The following is a 19099-nucleotide window of genomic DNA, read 5'->3' on the forward strand; positions in this document are numbered from 1 at the left end:
TTTTTGTGATTTAAATATCGCTGTTAAAATTTATGGTTGCTTTTTTAAATGTTGAGCGGTAGCATCTAATGCTTCGTAAAATGGTGCTCCAAATTTACGTACCAACGGTTCTTTTAAAAATTGATACACTGGCACTTTTAATTTTTTACCTAAGCTACATGCCGCTTTACAATGATCTTCTCTAGGTTCGTAATTGGCTAATTCAGTAACACCATCTTTACTTTTTTTAACAATGATGGGGAAAAGATGGCAACTAATAGGTTTTTTGAAATTTATTTTTCCGTCTAAATAAGCTTGTTCAATACCGCATTTTACTACCCCATTTTCATCATAAATACCGTACACACAAAGCTTACTGTTAATGGTAGGTGTTACCCAACCAAACTCTTTATCGTATACATATCTACCTTGTTTGTTAATTTCATCTATACCTTCTTTACGCAAATAAGGTAACACTTCATTAAACACTTCATCAATATTTTTGAGTTCTTTTACATCAAGTGGCGCACCTGCATCGCCATCAACACAACAAGCACCTTTACAACTGGTGAGGTCGCAAACAAACTGATCAGTAATAATTTGATCGCTCAGTAAAACATTGTCAATTGCTATCATTATTACAAAAATACATTTTAAAGCTAGATAACTAAAAGATGTTGCAGTATAATATCTTATTGAGTAAATAAAAAAGTGCTGTAAATAAATGACCTACTTACTTGTTTTTCCACTTAAAAGTGCTGATTAAATGATCAATATCTTTTTGCAAAAAATCAACCACAGGTTTTAATGAATCTGCATTGGGTGATGCATAAAAATACAGTGCACCTCTAATAAAATTTTTGGTAGTATCCGTCATAAAAAACTGCCTTGCGGTTGCCGCATTACCACCTAATTTAAAAAGTAAACCACTGATGTTATTTTTAGTGGTAAAAAGACTGTCTTTTTTTGATGTAGCGATATCGTCGTTTTTATTGGTAAGATTGAAAGCATCGTTAATCATACGATCGTATTCATTGATGCCGAACGAATCTTTATAATTACCATTAGCTAATTTAACTTTATACAGCGCCTTACCCCCTATTTGTTTATAGCTCAAAAATATTTTTGCATTCAAATCAGCAAAGTCGATGTTGCGCCAAAAATCGTTTTCAGGGTTAGCGTCAAAATAGGTACTATCTTTTATAATTTTTGCATACGTAGGGTATTCAAAACTATAAGGCATACCTGGCTCATCAAACAATACATACTTTTTTTGTGGCAAATCAATGTGATAATATCCCTTTTTTTTGGAAGTGTAATTACTGTTGCATGAGGCCCCTATTGCTCCTAAAAAAAGTAAACTATAAAAAAAGTTGTATTTAAAACCCTTCATGTATATTTTTTTATGAAGCATTACGATACTGCTTCATTTGGTTGAATCATTATTTTTACTTTGTCAATTCTATTTTTATTAATTTCTAAAGGCACAAACGAAAAGTTACCACTCGTAAGTACTGAATTCGTTTGTGGAAATTCGCCTGCAATTTCTAATACAAGCCCTGCAACTGAATCACTTTCACCCCGTATTTCATCAAAAGTGTCGGCACTTAATTTCATGGCTTTGCAAGCATCGTTGATCATCATTTTACCTTCGAATATATATGTAAAATCATCAATTTTTTTATTGGCACTTTCTTCATCATCAAACTCATCTTTAATTTCGCCAATAATTTCTTCCATAATATCTTCCAAGGTTACAATACCTGATGTGCCACCAAACTCATCAACCACAATGGCAAAATGGTTTCGTTTTAATCGAAACTCTTGCAGCAAATCTTCAATTTGTTTTTGTTGGTGTACAAAATATGCAGGTCGAATATGTTGCTTCCAATCATAATCAGGTGCTTCGTTAATATGTGGCAATAAATCTTTGGTGTGGAGCATTCCAACAATTTCATCGAGGTTATTTTTATATACCGGTAACCTTGAGTAATGTAGCTCTTCAACTGTTTGTATAAGTTTACTAAAGCTGGTGCTTTCTTCTATACCATTAACATCTAAACGGGTACGCATAATTTGCTTAACAGGCGTATCCCCAAATTTTTGAATACCTTTTAAAATTTGTTTTTCTTCAGTTGTTGCTTCGTCTTCTGGCAGTAAATCAATCGCTTGGTCTAAACTATCAGCATCAGGCGTGCTTTTTTCTGGCGATAATTTTTTCTCTAAACGATCGCTGAATTTTACCAAACGTTTGCTTAATCTATAAAAAATGCTATTAAAAATTTCAACAATTAAAGAGGCATAAGATGCAAACAACACTTTATTATGTGTGGCCCAAACTTTTGGTAATATTTCTGCAAACAATAAAATAAAAGTGGTAATGCTAATGGCTTTTATGAAAAACTTTGTCCAAAAACTGTATTCAATGGTTTTCAACCAATCATCAAACAAAATATTACCAATGAGTATTATGCCAATATTTACCAAACAATTGGTAATAAGCATAGAAGCCAATAAAATTTTAGGTTGTTCTAAAAGTGCTACAATTCTACCAAATGAGGGTTTTTGTTTGGTTTTTAAAACGTTGATTTCTTTTTGCGATAGTGAAAAAAAAGCAACTTCGCTACCTGCTATTAAAAATGAAATAATAAAAAACAATATTGCAATAAAAATGAGTACACCTGTAAGTGCAGGCAATACTAATAAAAATGTAAAAGGCAGTTGCAATGCTGCCATAATCGAATGATAATCCAAAACTGGGTATTTAAATGAACAATATTTTTATGGGGCGGCTTTTAAAATGGCAACCTTTCGTTTCCATTTTCATCAACCGAAGGTGGCACATCATCATCATTAAAATCTGGAATATCCATACCATTCGCTTGCATACCTTCTGTACGTTTATCAAGCATAATTAAATTTTCGCCAACAATTTCTGTTGCAAATTTTTTATTGCCTTCTTTATCTTCCCAAGTACGGGTTTTTAAACGCCCTTCAACATATACCAAACTACCTCTGTGTAAATATTTTTGCGCCAACTCGGCCAAACCTCTCCACAAAACAATCGTGTGCCATTCAGTTTGTGATATCAACCTACCGTTTCTATCTTTATACGATTCAGTAGTTGCCAACGAAAACTTTGCCACAGCAATATTTCCTTCTAAAAACTGCATTTCGGGGTCTTTACCCAAATTGCCAATTAACATCACTTTGTTTACACCTCTCATAAAGTTCAATTATTTTATTTGTACCGATGGAGCATCCGTTTCAAAAAATTTAAACCAATACAAAAATCAACAATTTTAAAGATACATTAAATTTTAAATTATATACTACCTCAAATAATTAAGTAAACGATGTGTTATTTTCAAAAAACTGTGTAACAATACGAGGAAAAGGTAATTGCCGCAGCTGCTTTACAGGTTGCAATTGCCATTGTAGCAATTGTAATGGATGTTGTAATTGTAACACTACAAAAGTAACTTCAATATGCTGGTGGGTGAGCTTTTGTTTTAAAGGCGCTGAAACAAACTTTACTTGATACGGTTTTGTAAATATATTTTGAAATGATTCACTCGACTGCAACGCATCAAAACTCATATTGGCAGGCATTTCAAACGGAATAAATTGCCATAAATTTTGCCAAATATCTTTCTCCACTCTTTTTTGTACATATACTTGCTGCTGATAAATTGCCACTACAAAAAAGAAAAACCTGTTTTTTATAATTAGTTTTTTAGTTTTTATGGGTAAAGATGATACTTCATTTTGTTGCAACGCTTTACATTTCTTTTGCAAAACACAGGTAGTACAAAGGGGCAACTGTGGCTTACAAACTGTAGCGCCAAAATCCATAATCGCTTGGTTGTAAGTGGCTGGTGGCTGCTTTTGTATAAGTTGTTGCGCTAGCGTTGTAAATATTTTTTTACCGATGGTACTATCAATAGGCGTTGCAATACCAAAAAAACGGGCTAACAACCTTAATACATTACCATCCACTACTGCGTAAGGCTGGTTGTATGCAAATGATGCAATTGCAGCAGCGGTGTACGGACCAACGCCTTTTAAAGCCAAAATGCTTTCGTACGAATTGGGGAAAATGCCATTATGCTCAAAAGCTACTATACGGGCTGTTGCCAATAAATTTTTACACCTTGAGTAATAGCCCAACCCTTCCCATAGTTTAAACACATCATCATCATTTGCCAATGCTAATTTTTCAATGGTGGGGTATTGCGTTACAAACCGATTATAGTAAGCCAAACCTTGCTCCACCCTGGTTTGTTGCAAAATAATTTCGCTTAACCATATTTTGTAAGGATTTTTTTCGGCTTTCCATGGCATGGTGCGATTATTGCTTTGCTCATTCCACCACAATAATTTTTTTGTAAAAAAGCTATTTTCTTTAGAATTGTTCATGCAGATTTGCAAAATTATTGTTTTAAGCAGCTATTAAAAACTGCTAAATATATTTTTTTTTAGTTGATATATATCGTAGTTTACAATACATAATAACATTCGCAATGAGAAAAGCAGATTTAATCAACAAAATTTCTGATAAAACAGGCATACCAAAAGTTGATGTGTTGGTTACGTTAGAAACCATGTTTAAAGAGATCAAATCATCGTTAGCATCTGGCGAAAACCTTTACGTACGTGGGTTTGGTAGTTTTATTATTAAAAAAAGAGCAGCAAAAATTGGTAGAAATATCAAAAAAAATGTTGCGGTTTCAATACCTGAACATTTTATACCTGCCTTTAAACCTTCAAAAGAATTTATGAAGGAAATTAAAGCAGCAGATATTAAAGTTGAGCCAAAAATAGAGTCTGACAACGAAGACTAACGTAACTTTGCACCAAAATTTGAAGCTTTGAAAAAACAATTGATAGTAGCTGGTGCAGGCTTAATTGTGGTGGTATTACTTTTCACTTTTGGAAGAACAACATCTAACAAAAAAACAACCGTTGCCGCAAATAAAGCAACAGAAACACAGAAAGTATTTGATATTCAACAATTTATATTAGCAGAAAAGGCTAAGTTATCGCCTACACAAGCTATTTTCCTTTCAAAATTAGAGAATAATATTACCAGAGGTGATGTGGCTGACCAAACTATTAAAGCCAATATTGCCCTTGCAGATTTTTGGAAAGACAGTGCAAAAGTGTACGAACCATTTGTTTTTTACACTTCTACCGCCGCAAAGTTGGATAATTCAGAAAAAAACCTCACCTTCGCAGCCCAATTAATTTTAAGCAACCTAAGAAACGAACAGGATGAGGCGAAATTAAATTGGGAAACAACAGAAGCAATTGATCTTTTTGAAAGAGCTATTAAAATAAACCCTAATAACGATACGTTAAGGGTTGGCTTAGGTAGCTGCTACATTTTCGGCAAAGGCCGTAATGGAGATCCACAAGAAACAATGAAAGGTATTCAAGAGTTGTTAGGAGTGGTACGAAAAGACTCAACTAATTATCAGGCGCAGCTTGTTTTAGGTATCGGCGGTTTGGTATCGGGTCAATTTGATAAAGCAATTGAGCGATTAAATAAAGTGGTAACTGCTGAACCAAATAACAAAGAAGCGATTGCATTTTTAGCTGATGCTTATGCTGGAAAAGGTGATAAAGCTAATGCCATAAAATGGTATAACGTTAGTAAACGCCTTATCAGCGATGTTCATTACACCCAAGAGGTTGATGAACGCATTAAATCATTGAAATAACACATTGTAGCAATACATATATTTATTTTAAAAATTATTTATTAAACACAAAAAAGACCAAGTATGCCTTGTGGTAAAAAAAGAAAACGTCATAAAATAGCTACACACAAGCGTAAAAAACGTTTAAGAAAGAACCGTCATAAGAAGAAATAATTTTTCTCCTTACACGGTAGCGGCTTTCCTCATTCCGCTTTAACTCAATAAACACAACATTATGGCACTGGCTGTCGTAGTGTTGTGTTATTTATTGTATTCTTCCCACTTAAATTATTGTTAGTTAAGTATTGCCTTTTAATGCAATGAACTTAACAGTACCAATTATTTTGGGGTATGAGACATGCTGTTTAATAAATAGCTTGAACGTGTGCAGGTCTATCAAAACTTATACACTTTGACAAAGGAATTAATAATAAATGCTGCTGCTGAAGGCACAGAAATTGCGCTTTTAGAAGACAAAAAACTAGTAGAGTTACACAGCCAAAAAGCTGATGCTGGCTTTGCTGTGGGTGATATATACCTTGGTAGGGTAAAAAAATTAATACCAGGCCTTAATGCTGCATTTGTAGATGTAGGCTTTGAAAAAGATGCTTTTCTTCACTACACTGATTTAAGTCCGTACGTAAAATCATTATTGAAATTTACGCACCTTGCCATGCACGAACATACAGAGCATGGGTTTGATTTTGCCAAATTTAATGTTGAGCCCGAAATTATAAAAACAGGTAAAATTACAGAGGTAATGAACGGCAAACCCAATGTGTTGGTTCAAATTTTAAAAGAACCTATTGCACAAAAAGGACCAAGATTAACCTGCGAAATATCATTACCTGGTCGTTATGTTGTAGTAACACCTTTCACAAACATTGTTGCTGTTTCAAGAAAAATTCACTCATCAGACGAAAGAAAAAGACTGCAAAAAATTATTGAAGCTATTAAGCCACATAATTTAGGTGTGATAGTACGTACTGCTGCTGAGGGAATGAAAACAGCTGATTTACATGAAGATTTATTGAGTTTGGAAGCTACTTGGAAAGGCATACAAAAAAGTTTAAAAGGTGCCGTACCTCCTCAAAAAATTTTGAGTGAACAAGGTAAAACCAATAGTATGTTGAGGGATTTACTCAACGAAGATTTTAATAAAATTGTTGTAAATAATAAAACCATTTTTACTGATACTAAAAGCTATATTCAAAAGATAGCACCCCATAAGTCAGATATATTATCGCACTACAATAGCGACTTACCTATATTTGACCAGTACGGTATTACCAAACAAGTAAAAGCATCTTTTGGAAAAACAGTGAACTTACCAAGTGGCGCCTATTTAATTATTGAGCCAACAGAAGCTTTACATGTAATAGATGTGAATAGTGGTTATAAAAGTGTAAGCAACAACCAAGAGCAAAATGCTTTAGAAACCAATTTAGAAGCAGCTGAAGAAATAGCACGCCAATTAAGGTTAAGAGATTTGGGCGGTATTATTGTGATTGATTTCATTGACATGAAATTGCCTGAAAACAAAAAGAAACTTGCTGATGAAATGGAGCGGTTTATGCAACCAGATAGGGCTAAACATGCTGTATTACCATTAACAAAGTTTGGGTTAATGCAAGTGACTCGTCAGCGTATGAAGCCTGAAATGAAGGTAAATACAATGGAAGTTTGTCCGAGTTGTAATGGCACAGGCAAAATATCATCTACCTTAATATTAGAAGATGAAATAGGCAAAAACCTTAGCTACTTAATTATGCAAAAGCATACTGGGCTTACCATTGAAGTACACCCTATTGTGCATGCTTACTTAACAAAGGGTTTGTTTAGCAAGCGTTTAAAATGGAGTTGGAAGTACAAACAAAACATAAAAATAAAAGCCAACACCAATAACACGTTAACACAGTTTACTTTTTTTGATGATAGTGAAGAAGAAATTAAATTATAAATAAGAGCTACCTACACGGTAGCTTTTTTTATGCCTGCATATGAATTAAATAAGCACCTAACTTCGTAAAATGCAACAACAGCGTTTCCCGTTATTAGGTAAAATATTTTATGCATTTGGTATGATGGGTTGGAGTATCATGATCAACCTTATTAGTGTTTTATTGGTTTACTTATATGCGCCACCAACTGGTAGTAATATACCACTGTTAATTAGCCAAGCGGTAATTTTTGGTGCATTTAATTTGATATCGCTCATTACAGTGAGTGGCCGTTTAGCAGATGCATTTTGGGACCCATTTGTTGCACAATTAAGTGATAAAAGTAGCCACAAAAAAGGCAGACGAATACCTTTTATGAGATGGGCCATTATACCATCATTACTATTTTGTTGCGGCATATTTTTTCCTTTACAAGTAAGTATAAGTACGGTAAATGTTGTTTGGCTCATGTTTACTTTGGCACTATTTTACATAGCTTCAACAAGTTTTATAATACCCTACAATGCACTATTACCGGAGCTTGCAACCACTTCAAAAGAAAAAGTGGAGCTTTCAACTTGGCAATCGTTAGGGTATGTTTTTGGTATTGCAATAGCATCAAATGCACTAAATATTGCTGATAGTTTTTATCATAATGGCATTGCTGAAAACAGGCTTGTTTCCATACAATATACCGTTATCATTTTAAGTGTATTAGCTGCGTTAATGATGGCTTTAGCAGCGTTTGGTATCAATGAAAAAAAATATGCCAACGCAACACCAAGTACTATTTCTTTAAAAGTTGCTTTAAAACAAACCTTACAAAATAGTAATTTCTTAAAATTTATTGTGGCTGATGTAGCTTATTTTATTGGTGTAACCATCATTACATCAGGCTTATTATATTTTGTAACGGTGTTATTGCAACTACCAGAAACGATTGGTAATAAGCTAATGATAACCATGATTTTGGTTTCGTTTATTTTTTACCCTGTGGTAAATTACTTATCAGCTAAAGTGGGTAAAAAACCAATTGTGTTGGTATCGTTATTAATATTATCAGTTGTGTTTGCTGGCATTTTCTTTTTAGGAAATTTGCCAATGAACGCAACGTTGCAAATTTATATTTTAGTGATAATTGCTGCTATACCCGTAGCATCACTCAACATTTTACCTGTAGCTATTTTAGCTGAAATTATTGAACAAGATAGTAAACACACTGGTGTAAATAAGGAAGCGGTATATTTTGCTGTACGTTACTTTTTTGTAAAAGTTGCACAAACAGTAGGCATTGCACTATTTGCGATGTTGCTAATTTATGGTAAAGATGTTAACAACGACTTTGGTATTCGTTTAAACGGATTGGTTGGTTTTGCATTGTGTTGCTTTGCAGCTGCCATATTTAGTAGGTTTAAAGAATTGCCTTCACAATAATCACCTAATTGTTACATTGGGCCTTGTATATACCAATTGCATTACATTAATATTACGCATAGCAAAAGCCGCTTCACAATACGAAAAATAATAATTCCATTTGCGTAAGAAAGCTTCATCAAAACCAAGTGAACGAATATGTGCAGCATTGTTGTTAAACTGCATTCGCCATGTTGCTAAAGTTGTAGCATAATCAAGACCAATATCTTTTAAATCAACCAACGTTAAATCGCCTGTTTGGTTAATAGCATTGTTCATTGCAGCTACTGAAGGCAATAACGAACCTGGAAAAATATGTTTCTGAATCCAATCAACACCTTTACGTAATTGATGGTACCTGCTATCCGGACAAGTAATGGCTTGTATCGCTAAAATACCTTGTCGGTGTAACAGCTCATGGCACTTTTTAAAATACGCTTTTAAATATTTATGCCCTACTGCTTCAATCATTTCAACAGATACAATTTTATCAAAAGTGCCCGTCATGGTTCTATAATCTTGAATGAGCACTGTTATTTTATCTTGCAAACCAGCAGCAACAATACGTTCGTTTGCTAATTTAAACTGCTCCTCAGAAATAGTTAATGTAGTTACTTTACAACCATAATTTTTAGCCATAAAAATGGCATTGCCTCCCCAGCCACTGCCAATTTCTAACACATGATCCGTAGGTTTTAAGTGTAGTTGTTTACAAAGCCGATCATACTTAGCTTCTTGCGCTTGTTGTAAAGTAAGATTTTTATCAGCGAAATAAGCAGATGAGTAAGTCATAGTTTCATCTAAAAAAAGTGCAAAAAAATCATTGCTTAAATCATAATGTGCTGCAATGTTTTTTCGTGAACCCGTAAGCGAATTTTTATTTCGTAAATGCGAAATTTTATTGGCAGCTTTCAACAAGTTCAAAACAATTGATTTTACAGAACTTCCTGATACACTTGGGGCATTATCAATGTTTAATAAAAACCATTTAATTACATTGGTAATATTATCTGTATCCCAGTCGCCATCGGTATAAGCTTCTCCAAAACCAATATCGCCATACAGTACACAACGTTTAAAAAAATCAAAAGTTTTAATATTGATATTGGCTTGAAGGGTACCATCATCGTTACCAAAATATAATGTTTGAGCATTAGGTAAATCAATACGCATTTGCCCATGTTCCATTTTTTGAAACATACCCAAAATAATTTTCTGATAAAAATTACCTATTATTTCAGCCGTTTGGGTTGATGTTGATGCTGGTGACGACATTATTGTTTGCTTTTATATTTTCGATATACGTTTTGCTGCAAGTGTGGGTTTGCAGCTTTTGGGTGATAGGGTATTTTTTTTAACCACAATAATAGTGCGTTCCAATGAATTAAAAACATGATACGTAACGGAATTAACGGAAACTGTAGGCTATACCACAATAAAGCCTTGTTGGTTAATGGCTGCCTTTTACCTGATAATGTACTAATGAATACTTTCTGTTGCTGTTGTACCGTATCAATTTTAATATGCAATTTGTGACCAGGCACTTGTAATGAAAAATTAAAATCAGCATCATGGTCAAAAAATGGTGATACATAAAAATACTTGGTAGTATTTAATTGAAACTGATTGTTTTCAAAAGTTGAAGCATCAAAAAAATAAGGTTTCATTTCTCTGTAGGTATTACTCACTTCGGCAATGGCATAAAGTGGCTCATCAACTTCATTCAATATATAGTAAAACGATACCGGGTTAAAGTTATAGCCTAACACATTCATATTTGTAAGCAACATTATTTTTTCATTGGTAATTGTTATACCTAATGAATGTAAATAGGTTGTTATTTGTGCTCGTAAACTAAGTTCAGTGTTGGGATTATGTGGCGGAAATTGTAAATGTTCTTTCTTCTTAAATGAAAATAAATTAAATTTTTCAACGCTAAACCAAGTTAGTTTTTTATGCAAAAGGGGCAACTCAGCAATATCAACATAAAACATAAAAACATTATAGTGAAAACGATGCTGCTTAGGCTTTAACCTATGGTGCATTACTGTAGCCTTATATAAACAGCTATTCACTTAATAATATTTTTGATAATTGTACGGCACTAGTGTAAGCATCTTCATGAAAGCCATACTTAAAATAACTACCACAAAAATAAATAGGACCAGCTTCATTCAACAAATGCAAATCGGCTTGTGCGTTTACAGCAGCAACATCAAACAATGGGTGTTCGTAATGAATTTCTTTAATAAGATGTTGTGGTGCAATTGTATTTGGAATAGCATTGATACTTACAAAATAGTTTACATTTTCAGAAACCTGTTGTAATCTGTTCATCCAATAAATAGTAGTGGGTAATAATTGTCCGTTAACTTCATCAATTCTATAATTCCAACTGCTCCATACTTTTTTATTTTTAGGCATTACACTTGTATCAGTATGCACTGTGGCAGTGTTTACTTGGTATTTAAAATGCTGCAATAAACTTTGTTGCAACGCAGTTGGCTGTGATAATAATTTCAAAGCTTGGTCTGCATGGCAAGCCATTACTACTTTATCGAAATACTGAACATCGCCATTAGTGGTATATACTGCCACTTTACCCTCAAGCATTGCAACTTTTATAACTGCATTGTTTGTATGAATACGATGTTTAAATGGTGCTATTAATTTTTCTCTATACGCTTGGCTCCCATTATGCAAAGTATACCATTGGTGTTGTGTATTTAAACCTAAAAAACCATGGTTTTTAAAAAAGCGAATTAAGGTAACAGCAGGAAAATCTAACATCAACTCCATTGGTGTACTCCATACGGCAGCACTCATGGGTACTAAGTATTTCCACAACATATCATCACTAAACTTAAAATGCTTAATAAACTCACCTAATGAATATTGTTGAAATGTAGGGTCGTCAATTATGTTAACTGCTTCTTTATTAAAACGTTGAATTTCCATCAACATTTTAATGTACTTTATGTTGAATATATTTTTGCGTTGTGCAAACAAACCAACTAACCCTGAGCCACAATATTCCAATTTTGTAGGAGTATGTTGCACACTAAAACTCATATCAGATTTTTTGATAGGCGCTTCAATTTCTTTAAATAAATTGCAGAGGTTAGGGTAGGTTTCAAAATTAAATACCATAAAACCAGTATCCATATAAATGGTTTTACCATTCTCGTTTACGGTAATGGTATTGGTATGTCCACCCACATAATTCAACTGTTCAAAAATGGTTAACTCATATTTATTTTTCAATAAATGAGCACTACCCATACCTGCAATACCTGTTCCTATAATTGCTAAACGTTCCATTATTTATTGATTACAACTGCATTTAAAAAATGTAGCACTGCATAGGTGCAAATTTGTCCATCAGGACCATTCAAACTATAATCGCAACCGTGTGTTGCAAAAGGCAGCGCTACAAAGTAGTTAGGTATATTTAATTTATTCAATACTACTTGTAAACGCTCCGCATGTTGGTACGATACTAAGGGATCAATAGCACCATGAATAATTAAAGTAGGTGGAGCCTTTGTTGTAGCTTGTGCAGTTGCTGAGCTTTCTACAAATTTTTGTGGCACTTCGTTGTATTGACCGCCAAAGTAATTATTATAAATCGTTTCAGTATCTAACACTTTTTTACTCACTTTTATTTGTGCACCCCACACCATATCAGCCGGACCATAATAACTCACTACACCTTTAATGTTCGGCAATTGCAATACGTAAGCTGTACACAATGCAATTTGAGCACCGGCTGAGCGTCCTATTAAAATAATATTATTGGTGTCAATATTATACTGAGCAGCATGTTGTGTAAAAAAATCAATAACAGCTTTGGTATCTTCAACTGGTGCAGGCGCTTTGTAATCAGGTGCTAATCGGTAATTTATTGCGGCTACATTGTAACCTCTATTAGCCAAATAACTATTAAGTTCAGGGAGTTGTTTACTATCGCCGGTTTGCCATGAGCCTCCATGTATCACAATTACAAGCGGTGCTTTTTTGTTTTGGTGGTTAGCATAAAAATCAAGCATTAATTTTTTATCAGGATAGGCAGCGTATTGAAGTGTTGTATATTGTACTGTTTCATTTTTACGAAACATATTAAAAAAAGAAAACGGCGTTTGAGCAATAGTAACATCTTTAGGAAAAGCTGCTTGTAAGTTTTTTGCCAAACGTTGGTTCATTTTATAGGCATTTACAATAGGCAACGCATAAATAACCAAAGAAATAACACCTAAAATCATAGTTACCATTTGGTATTGCTGCGAACGATACCCCCAAAAAATGATACCGATACTCAACAACATGGGTATGTACGGAAAGTTGGTAATGGCAACTGATGTCAACCATAACCAATGATTGGGCGCTCTAAACAACACCAAAAAGGCCGCTAATAATAGCAATACACCTAATAATAATTTAAGCATCTTATTTTTTATTGAATAAATAATGACTCACTATCCACTCTTCTCCATTTTTGTATCTCCAAAGTTCAGCGCAAGCCATATAAAACAAACGCCAATAAACCCACCATTTTAATGCTGCGGATTCGCCATAAGTTTGTTTAAACAAAGGCATAATTTCAGCTTTATGAGCATCCATATTACGAAGCCATGCTTCAGAAGTTTTAGCATAGTGTAAGCCACTTACATGCCAATGATTTTCAATTGTAACGTCATTATTAAAATACAGAAGCAAATCATCTGAAGGCATTATACCTCCTGTAAAAAAGTATTTACTCATCCAATCCGTTTCATCTTTCACTTCAAACTTATAGGCTAAATGTTTGTGCGTAAAAATATGTACAAACAATTTACCTGTTGGTAGTAACATGTTGGCTACTTTTTTCAATAACAGTTCATAGTTACGCATGTGTTCAAACATTTCAACAGATACAATTCTATCAAACTGCTCATTTAATGAAAAACTGTTCATATCAGCCGTTATAACGGTTAAGTTATGTATGCCACGTTCAGCTGCTTGTGCATCGATATATAACTTTTGTGTACGAGAATTTGATACAACGGTGAAAGAACTTTGTGGAAATGCAGCTGCCATGTATAACGACAATGATCCCCAGCCACAACCAAGCTCCAATACTTTTTGTCCGTTTTGTAAAGCTGCTCTTTCACAAGTAATTGCCAGCATATCTTCTTCCGATTGATCAATATGAGTGACCCCTTCGTTCCAATAGCCACAACTATACTTTAAATGTTTACCTAAACAATATTGGTAAAAAGCAGTGGGCACTTCATAATGTTGTTCATTAGCATCTGCCGTATTTATAGCAATGGGTGATGCTTTTAATTCAGCAATTAACTGCATTAAATGTGCTTGCTGAAAAGCAACATTGGTTTTGGTTTCATCTTTTAAACGTTGCTTTAATAATTTGCGGATACCTATTCTTATTAAAAAATCAGGTACTACATTTTTATGCAGTAGTTGGTTTATGAGCATGATGTTTATTTGTGCTGATTAAATTTTCTTTTTAAACCAAGGAATAAATACGCTGGTTGTTTGTTGATAATCAATGTAAGCTTGTCCTCTTGTTTTGATTGCTTGCGCTTCTGTCATAGGTATACCCGTTACTTTAAACAACAAATAACCTATACTCAATGGGCTTATCAATGACCATATACCAAAGGGTGCTGTAATGGCAAAAATTGAAACGCCCATCCATATCATTAATTGAAAAAAGTAGTTGGGGTGCCTGCTATAAAACCACAAACCAACATCGCATACTTTACCTTTATTTAAACTATTTTTTTTGAATTGATGTAATTGCACATCTGCTATTGCTTCACCCACAATACTTATGGCCCAAATGGCTGCACCAACGTATTCAATAAACGATAAGTTTGGTGAAGGGTTTAATGCTATGATAAAAAAAGGAAATGCTAACAACACATTACTGATAGCCTGCATTTGAAAAAAAATAAAAAACTTAACGTGTAAATGATTAGCCCACTCTTTTCGAAGTTGTTTGTACCTACCTTCTTCTTCATTAATATGTGAAAATATTCTGTTACCTAAATGTAGTGTAAGGCGAAGGCTCCATATAAATGCTAACAATGATACAAGTAAAGTTCTGTGAGATGATGTATTGATATTCGCATAAATTATTACAGCAACTACCGCAAAGTTGGCTGCCCAAAAGGCATCAACCACACTATAGTTTTTAATAACCGTACCCCAAACCCAGGCACAAAGCATAATGGCACAAACTAAGGCCAAAGCTATTAATGGATAATAAACCAGTGGCTGCATATTAATTATTTTGTTGGGTGAATATTACTGCTAAAACGTTATCTGTTTTCTTAACTTTAAATAACTGCAGCAATACGTATGCGGTAGTAGCAATACTACCTAAGCAACACAAACCAATAATCCACAATGCAGCTTTGAGCCAATTTTTTTCTTTGTAACAAACCCACAGCGCTAATATAAAAACATTGGTATAAAAGTCCCAAAGGGTGGCCTTCATCCAAGGTATACTGCCCAAAAAATCCCAGTGTTCAAATAATGGTGTGGCTATTTGTGTGGTAATTACCACGTAACACATCCATATAAGTGCTACACACATGAGTATTTTTAAAAGCGTAGTTAGCATTAGTGTCTTTTAAGTTTGATGATGTGTAATTTATTCAATAATAAAATTACAGGGTAAGTAGGATCAAACTCAAACCATTTTTTGGCGAAGTTGATGCTATTGGGACTTTTATGATGGTTGTTTTGAAATAACTCACCCATTAATAAAAAGTCAAGCGGTAAACTATTTTTACTATGGTCGTTATTATCATAATTACTGTAACCGTATTTATGACCACACCAATTTACTATAGCACCGTGTATTGGTCCCATAAAAAAATGAATTGGCAATAATAAAAACATCCACCAAGATGTTGCAAATTGTAAATAAAATAAAAAGTACAAAACACCAAACCCAATGCGTACACTCCAATAGTTTGACAATTTATCAAGCCATTTCCATTCGGGATAATTACCCCTAAATGCTTTTTCGGGCTCAACTTTATTGTTTACATAATTCACATAAATTTCTTTTGTTTGCATGGTCATTTGCCAAACATCTTTAAAAAAATGAGGCGAATGTGGGTCTTTTTCTGTGTCGCTATACGCATGGTGCATGCGGTGCATAATAGCATAGGCTCTTGGGTTTAAAAAAGAGGAACCTTGCACCAATACAGTAAAAGCATAAAAAAAACGCTCCCAAAAACGGTTCATACTGAACATTTTATGAGAAGCGTATCTATGTAAAAAAAACGTTTGACAAAACAACGACAAGAACCAATGTGCCAAAAAGAAAACTAATACCGCCATAAAAACTTTACTATTTAAAAAATCAATACCTCATTTATCTACGTAAAGGTGATAAAAAGAGATGACATAAAAAGTAAAGAGGCGAATTATATTTTACGATTGAGGGTAAATTACTTTGAACAAATTTTGATTATTACAAACGTATGCTTTGTAGTTGCAACCCTTTTTTGCCTACTACTTTCAAAGGTATTGTTTGTCCGTTATGTTGTATACTGATGTTGTTTTCACCTGCCTGTAAAGGTACACGTACGTAACTTATAAAAGCCGGTAGCGATTGCCAATTACGGGTATCAGCCTTTTCTGACGCTGTGTTAATTAAGTTCATTACCAACCCTGCCACTTGCCCTACTTGCTTTGCTTTTTCTTCTTTTTCCTTTTGGCGTTTTGCTTTTTCTGCTTCGTCGGCATTTTTATTATCTTCTTTTTTATCAGCAGCTTTCGCAATACTTTCAGCTGCTAACTGTGTGCCTTTTTCAACTACCTTTTTAGTTAGTTGACGAGCCAATGCATTCGCCATTTCATTTAAAAAACGTTCTTTCAAAATATTAACCGCTAATGCATTAATATTTTGTGCCAATTGTGGTTGATAGCTTACATTATTTACACCTACACTAATATTTTGTGGTTGTTGGTATTGTACTACGTAATTGGGTAATGCCAAACGAAATACCCTTAAAGATGATAATTTGGTTTCGCTAATACCATAGTTACTATAATTAAAATTAAAGTTGCTATTAATACCATAACCATTTACATAATTAAAACTCCCTAACCCATCATTGGTAGCGGTTAATATAAAATCTTGTTCTTCTTTAATTGGTGCTATACCTTCTTCAATAAACAATACCAATTCACCAATATTATTTGTATCAGTTAGTGTTGTTTGGGCAGTAAAACTTTTACCATATTTATCTACTTGTTCGTTAAAGCCCATTAAATTGGCGGTACGCAGCACATCTTGCTGTAACTGGGTTGGCAAGGTTACACCATAATACTCGTTTGCTGCATTAAGGTAAACATCAGCTGCATTACGGTAAGCTATAAACGCATTGTTAATGTCGCCTGCAGCTTCGTAAATCATCCCTTGTACGTTTAATGCAAAAGCATCGTTAACATACCTTTTATCTTTATTGTTGTACTTATTATTTTGAGCATTATTGGTTAATGAAATACGCCTAGCTTCTACCAAAGCCTCTTCGGGTTGGTTGAGTGCAAAATAATTAAGGGCTTTGTAAAAATGCAATAAATATGGCTCATAATCTTCACCCCTATACGATTGTTGCATGGGGTTTAGCAAATTAGCTACAGCAACATCTGCCAACGATTTTTGATTATTTTCATACATGGCATCCGCCCTATTAAAATAACGATTGCTGTTAGCGTAATCATTTTTTAATCTATATAAATTACCCAGTTCAATATTGTACAATAGAGCATTTCTATTTCTTTTTATGATTTTGTTATGCTCAATGGTTTTTTGGGCTTTATCATAATCGTGTTGTTGTAGCTGGGTATAATAGGTGCCCATCATTTTATTGTAGGAAGCACATGATAGTAGAACGGGCACTAACAGCGCTACTGCCCATGCCCGTTTTAATGAGGTAAACATCTCCGTAAAATTTTGTTTGAAAGAAAAAATACCGAATAGTAATTTTTAGTTCTTAACGTACTTAGCAATTTTTTTATCGCCAATCCAAACTACTTCGTTGGTTTCAATATTGGTTAATTCTAAGTTGATTTGGTACGTTACTGTTTTCTTTCTTTTATATGCATCAACAATTGAGTTGATAGAACCTTGTAAAATATAATCAGCACCTTTTTCAAGACCAAATTTTTTCATGGTACTTGCGGATGCATTGGTTTGTTGATCAGCTTTTTCTGCTCGTAGCTCTTCTCTTTTTTTACCGCTTTGTACCAACCCTACTTTTTCGGTGCTAATAAAACTACGCTCTAAATCGGCCATAAAAGTTTCAGCTTCAATATGTTCATGACTTTTATTGGTAACAAAACCTACAATCACTACAGGGCGTTTGCCTTTAGCTTGTAAATGCTCTGATAACCATTTACCAGTTAATGATTGGTTGATCATTTCTTCGGCAGTTAACCTACTATCCGTATTATTCCAGCTACCGTTAATATCTGGCGTATCAGCAGGGTCAATTCGGCTTACTTTATGGCTACAAGCACTTACAGTGAATAATAATGCTGCTATTGATAATGTAATAAATTGTTTCATTTTGTTAGATTTTAAAAGTTAGTAAAAAGAAATAAACGCATGATTTACCAGCGCCTCCAACCGTAGTAATAACGATATTGGTAAGGACGAACATTGTAATTTCTGTAATAAGCATTAGGATCGTAATAGTTAAAATTGTTGTAACTATTGAATAACCTACGCTCTTGCCTATTAGCCCTACGTTCTGCTTTACGCTCCGCTTTTGCAGTGCTAAAATCGTATGCTTTGTAAGTATTTTGAATAGTAGTGTTATTCGTTGCTTGCAATGCAGTCAAATTATTTTGATATTGTTGCATGCTCACTTTATAGTTAGGATTTTGATCAGGAGCTAAATCTTGTGCACCAGCATCAAAACCGGCGGCATACGTAAAGGCGGCAAGTAATATTTTTTTCATGATGGTAATTTTTAAAGTGTTATCCAAATTTAAAGCCATTATTTGAAGGTTAAACGATGTATTAAATAAAAAGTTACA

20 protein-coding genes are annotated in these 19099 nt (G+C 33.9%); 4 read left to right on the forward strand and 16 right to left on the reverse strand.

The window, feature by feature from the left end:
- Nucleotides 1-30 precede the first annotated feature (30 nt).
- The 5 genes from ACFOWM_RS06705 to mutY form a co-directional block, all read right to left on the reverse strand.
- Nucleotides 31-615: a DUF3109 family protein gene (locus ACFOWM_RS06705; RefSeq protein WP_379708095.1), complete on the reverse strand. Its 585-nt coding sequence runs from the start codon at nt 613-615 to the stop codon at nt 31-33.
- A 97-nt stretch (nt 616-712) separates the two neighbouring features.
- A complete protein-coding gene (gldD, locus tag ACFOWM_RS06710) occupies nt 713-1372 on the reverse strand; it encodes a gliding motility lipoprotein GldD (RefSeq protein ID WP_379708097.1) in 660 nt (219 codons plus the stop codon).
- A 20-nt stretch (nt 1373-1392) separates the two neighbouring features.
- Nucleotides 1393-2715, reverse strand: a complete 1323-nt coding sequence (gldE, locus tag ACFOWM_RS06715) for a gliding motility-associated protein GldE (protein WP_379708099.1) — start codon at nt 2713-2715, stop codon at nt 1393-1395.
- A 59-nt stretch (nt 2716-2774) separates the two neighbouring features.
- Nucleotides 2775-3206 (reverse strand): single-stranded DNA-binding protein, encoded by a 432-nt coding sequence (locus ACFOWM_RS06720; RefSeq protein WP_379708101.1) that lies wholly within the window; start codon nt 3204-3206, stop codon nt 2775-2777.
- Nucleotides 3207-3324: 118 nt separating this feature from the next.
- Entirely contained in the window at nt 3325-4398 is a 1074-nt protein-coding gene (gene mutY / locus ACFOWM_RS06725; RefSeq protein ID WP_379708103.1) for an A/G-specific adenine glycosylase, read from the reverse strand.
- A 104-nt stretch (nt 4399-4502) separates the two neighbouring features.
- Here mutY and ACFOWM_RS06730 point away from each other — a divergent pair, with 104 nt between their 5' ends.
- The 4 genes from ACFOWM_RS06730 to ACFOWM_RS06745 all read left to right on the forward strand — a co-directional run bounded on the left by ACFOWM_RS06730 (nt 4503) and on the right by ACFOWM_RS06745 (nt 9055).
- Nucleotides 4503-4823 (forward strand): HU family DNA-binding protein, encoded by a 321-nt coding sequence (locus tag ACFOWM_RS06730; RefSeq protein ID WP_379708105.1) that lies wholly within the window; start codon nt 4503-4505, stop codon nt 4821-4823.
- 27 nt (nt 4824-4850) lie between these two features.
- A complete protein-coding gene (locus tag ACFOWM_RS06735) occupies nt 4851-5702 on the forward strand; it encodes a tetratricopeptide repeat protein (RefSeq protein WP_379708107.1) in 852 nt (283 codons plus the stop codon).
- A gap of 391 nt (nt 5703-6093) precedes the next feature.
- Nucleotides 6094-7641: an Rne/Rng family ribonuclease gene (locus ACFOWM_RS06740; protein ID WP_379708109.1), complete on the forward strand. Its 1548-nt coding sequence runs from the start codon at nt 6094-6096 to the stop codon at nt 7639-7641.
- A 70-nt stretch (nt 7642-7711) separates the two neighbouring features.
- Entirely contained in the window at nt 7712-9055 is a 1344-nt protein-coding gene (locus tag ACFOWM_RS06745; RefSeq protein ID WP_379708111.1) for an MFS transporter, read from the forward strand.
- Here the strand turns inward: ACFOWM_RS06745 and ACFOWM_RS06750 are convergent, their stop codons facing one another.
- The 11 genes from ACFOWM_RS06750 to ACFOWM_RS06800 form a co-directional block, all read right to left on the reverse strand.
- Complete coding sequence (locus tag ACFOWM_RS06750) at nt 9056-10309, reverse strand: class I SAM-dependent methyltransferase (protein ID WP_379708113.1); 1254 nt, start codon at nt 10307-10309, stop codon at nt 9056-9058.
- Nucleotides 10309-11109 (reverse strand): DUF1365 domain-containing protein, encoded by an 801-nt coding sequence (locus ACFOWM_RS06755; protein WP_379708115.1) that lies wholly within the window; start codon nt 11107-11109, stop codon nt 10309-10311. The genes ACFOWM_RS06750 and ACFOWM_RS06755 overlap by 1 nt, the downstream gene beginning before the upstream one ends.
- A complete protein-coding gene (locus ACFOWM_RS06760) occupies nt 11102-12355 on the reverse strand; it encodes an NAD(P)/FAD-dependent oxidoreductase (protein ID WP_379708117.1) in 1254 nt (417 codons plus the stop codon). The genes ACFOWM_RS06755 and ACFOWM_RS06760 overlap by 8 nt, the downstream gene beginning before the upstream one ends.
- Nucleotides 12355-13479 carry an alpha/beta hydrolase gene (locus ACFOWM_RS06765; RefSeq protein WP_379708119.1) on the reverse strand — a complete coding sequence of 375 codons (1125 nt, stop codon included), beginning with the start codon at nt 13477-13479 and terminating at the stop codon, nt 12355-12357. The genes ACFOWM_RS06760 and ACFOWM_RS06765 overlap by 1 nt, the downstream gene beginning before the upstream one ends.
- A gap of 1 nt (nt 13480) precedes the next feature.
- Nucleotides 13481-14509, reverse strand: a complete 1029-nt coding sequence (locus ACFOWM_RS06770) for an SAM-dependent methyltransferase (RefSeq protein WP_379708121.1) — start codon at nt 14507-14509, stop codon at nt 13481-13483.
- Nucleotides 14510-14527: 18 nt separating this feature from the next.
- On the reverse strand, nt 14528-15319 hold the full coding sequence (locus tag ACFOWM_RS06775; protein ID WP_379708123.1) for a DUF1295 domain-containing protein: 792 nt from the start codon (nt 15317-15319) through the stop codon (nt 14528-14530).
- A gap of 1 nt (nt 15320) precedes the next feature.
- Nucleotides 15321-15662, reverse strand: coding sequence for a DUF1475 family protein (locus ACFOWM_RS06780; protein WP_379708125.1), 342 nt, complete (start codon nt 15660-15662; stop codon nt 15321-15323).
- Nucleotides 15662-16390: an acyl-CoA desaturase gene (locus ACFOWM_RS06785; protein ID WP_379708127.1), complete on the reverse strand. Its 729-nt coding sequence runs from the start codon at nt 16388-16390 to the stop codon at nt 15662-15664. The genes ACFOWM_RS06780 and ACFOWM_RS06785 overlap by 1 nt, the downstream gene beginning before the upstream one ends.
- A 133-nt stretch (nt 16391-16523) precedes the next feature.
- Complete coding sequence (locus ACFOWM_RS06790) at nt 16524-17999, reverse strand: COG3014 family protein (RefSeq protein ID WP_379708129.1); 1476 nt, start codon at nt 17997-17999, stop codon at nt 16524-16526.
- Between the two features lie 45 nt (nt 18000-18044).
- A complete protein-coding gene (locus ACFOWM_RS06795) occupies nt 18045-18626 on the reverse strand; it encodes a penicillin-binding protein activator LpoB (RefSeq protein ID WP_379708131.1) in 582 nt (193 codons plus the stop codon).
- Nucleotides 18627-18670: 44 nt separating this feature from the next.
- Nucleotides 18671-19021 (reverse strand): hypothetical protein, encoded by a 351-nt coding sequence (locus ACFOWM_RS06800; RefSeq protein WP_379708133.1) that lies wholly within the window; start codon nt 19019-19021, stop codon nt 18671-18673.
- Nucleotides 19022-19099 lie beyond the last annotated feature (78 nt).

Source organism: Ferruginibacter yonginensis, assembly GCF_042651465.1.
GTDB classification, from domain to species: domain Bacteria; phylum Bacteroidota; class Bacteroidia; order Chitinophagales; family Chitinophagaceae; genus Ferruginibacter; species Ferruginibacter yonginensis.

Bases quoted from the DNA above. Each gene is read 5' to 3' on its own strand.
- mutY (WP_379708103.1), bottom strand. From the start codon at position 4,398: ATGAACAATTCTAAAGAAAATAGCTTTTTTACAAAAAAATTATTGTGG.
- ACFOWM_RS06750 (WP_379708113.1), bottom strand. From the start codon at position 10,309: ATGTCGTCACCAGCATCAACATCAACCCAAACGGCTGAAATAATAGGT.
- ACFOWM_RS06780 (WP_379708125.1), bottom strand. From the start codon at position 15,662: ATGCTAACTACGCTTTTAAAAATACTCATGTGTGTAGCACTTATATGG.
- ACFOWM_RS06800 (WP_379708133.1), bottom strand. From the start codon at position 19,021: ATGAAAAAAATATTACTTGCCGCCTTTACGTATGCCGCCGGTTTTGAT.
- ACFOWM_RS06775 (WP_379708123.1), bottom strand. From the start codon at position 15,319: ATGCAGCCACTGGTTTATTATCCATTAATAGCTTTGGCCTTAGTTTGT.
- ACFOWM_RS06770 (WP_379708121.1), bottom strand. From the start codon at position 14,509: ATGCTCATAAACCAACTACTGCATAAAAATGTAGTACCTGATTTTTTA.
- ACFOWM_RS06730 (WP_379708105.1), top strand. From the start codon at position 4,503: ATGAGAAAAGCAGATTTAATCAACAAAATTTCTGATAAAACAGGCATA.
- ACFOWM_RS06765 (WP_379708119.1), bottom strand. From the start codon at position 13,479: ATGCTTAAATTATTATTAGGTGTATTGCTATTATTAGCGGCCTTTTTG.
- ACFOWM_RS06785 (WP_379708127.1), bottom strand. From the start codon at position 16,390: ATGGCGGTATTAGTTTTCTTTTTGGCACATTGGTTCTTGTCGTTGTTT.
- gldE (WP_379708099.1), bottom strand. From the start codon at position 2,715: ATGGCAGCATTGCAACTGCCTTTTACATTTTTATTAGTATTGCCTGCA.
- ACFOWM_RS06745 (WP_379708111.1), top strand. From the start codon at position 7,712: ATGCAACAACAGCGTTTCCCGTTATTAGGTAAAATATTTTATGCATTT.
- ACFOWM_RS06720 (WP_379708101.1), bottom strand. From the start codon at position 3,206: ATGAGAGGTGTAAACAAAGTGATGTTAATTGGCAATTTGGGTAAAGAC.
- ACFOWM_RS06705 (WP_379708095.1), bottom strand. From the start codon at position 615: ATGATAGCAATTGACAATGTTTTACTGAGCGATCAAATTATTACTGAT.
- ACFOWM_RS06790 (WP_379708129.1), bottom strand. From the start codon at position 17,999: ATGTTTACCTCATTAAAACGGGCATGGGCAGTAGCGCTGTTAGTGCCC.
- ACFOWM_RS06760 (WP_379708117.1), bottom strand. From the start codon at position 12,355: ATGGAACGTTTAGCAATTATAGGAACAGGTATTGCAGGTATGGGTAGT.
- ACFOWM_RS06795 (WP_379708131.1), bottom strand. From the start codon at position 18,626: ATGAAACAATTTATTACATTATCAATAGCAGCATTATTATTCACTGTA.
- gldD (WP_379708097.1), bottom strand. From the start codon at position 1,372: ATGAAGGGTTTTAAATACAACTTTTTTTATAGTTTACTTTTTTTAGGA.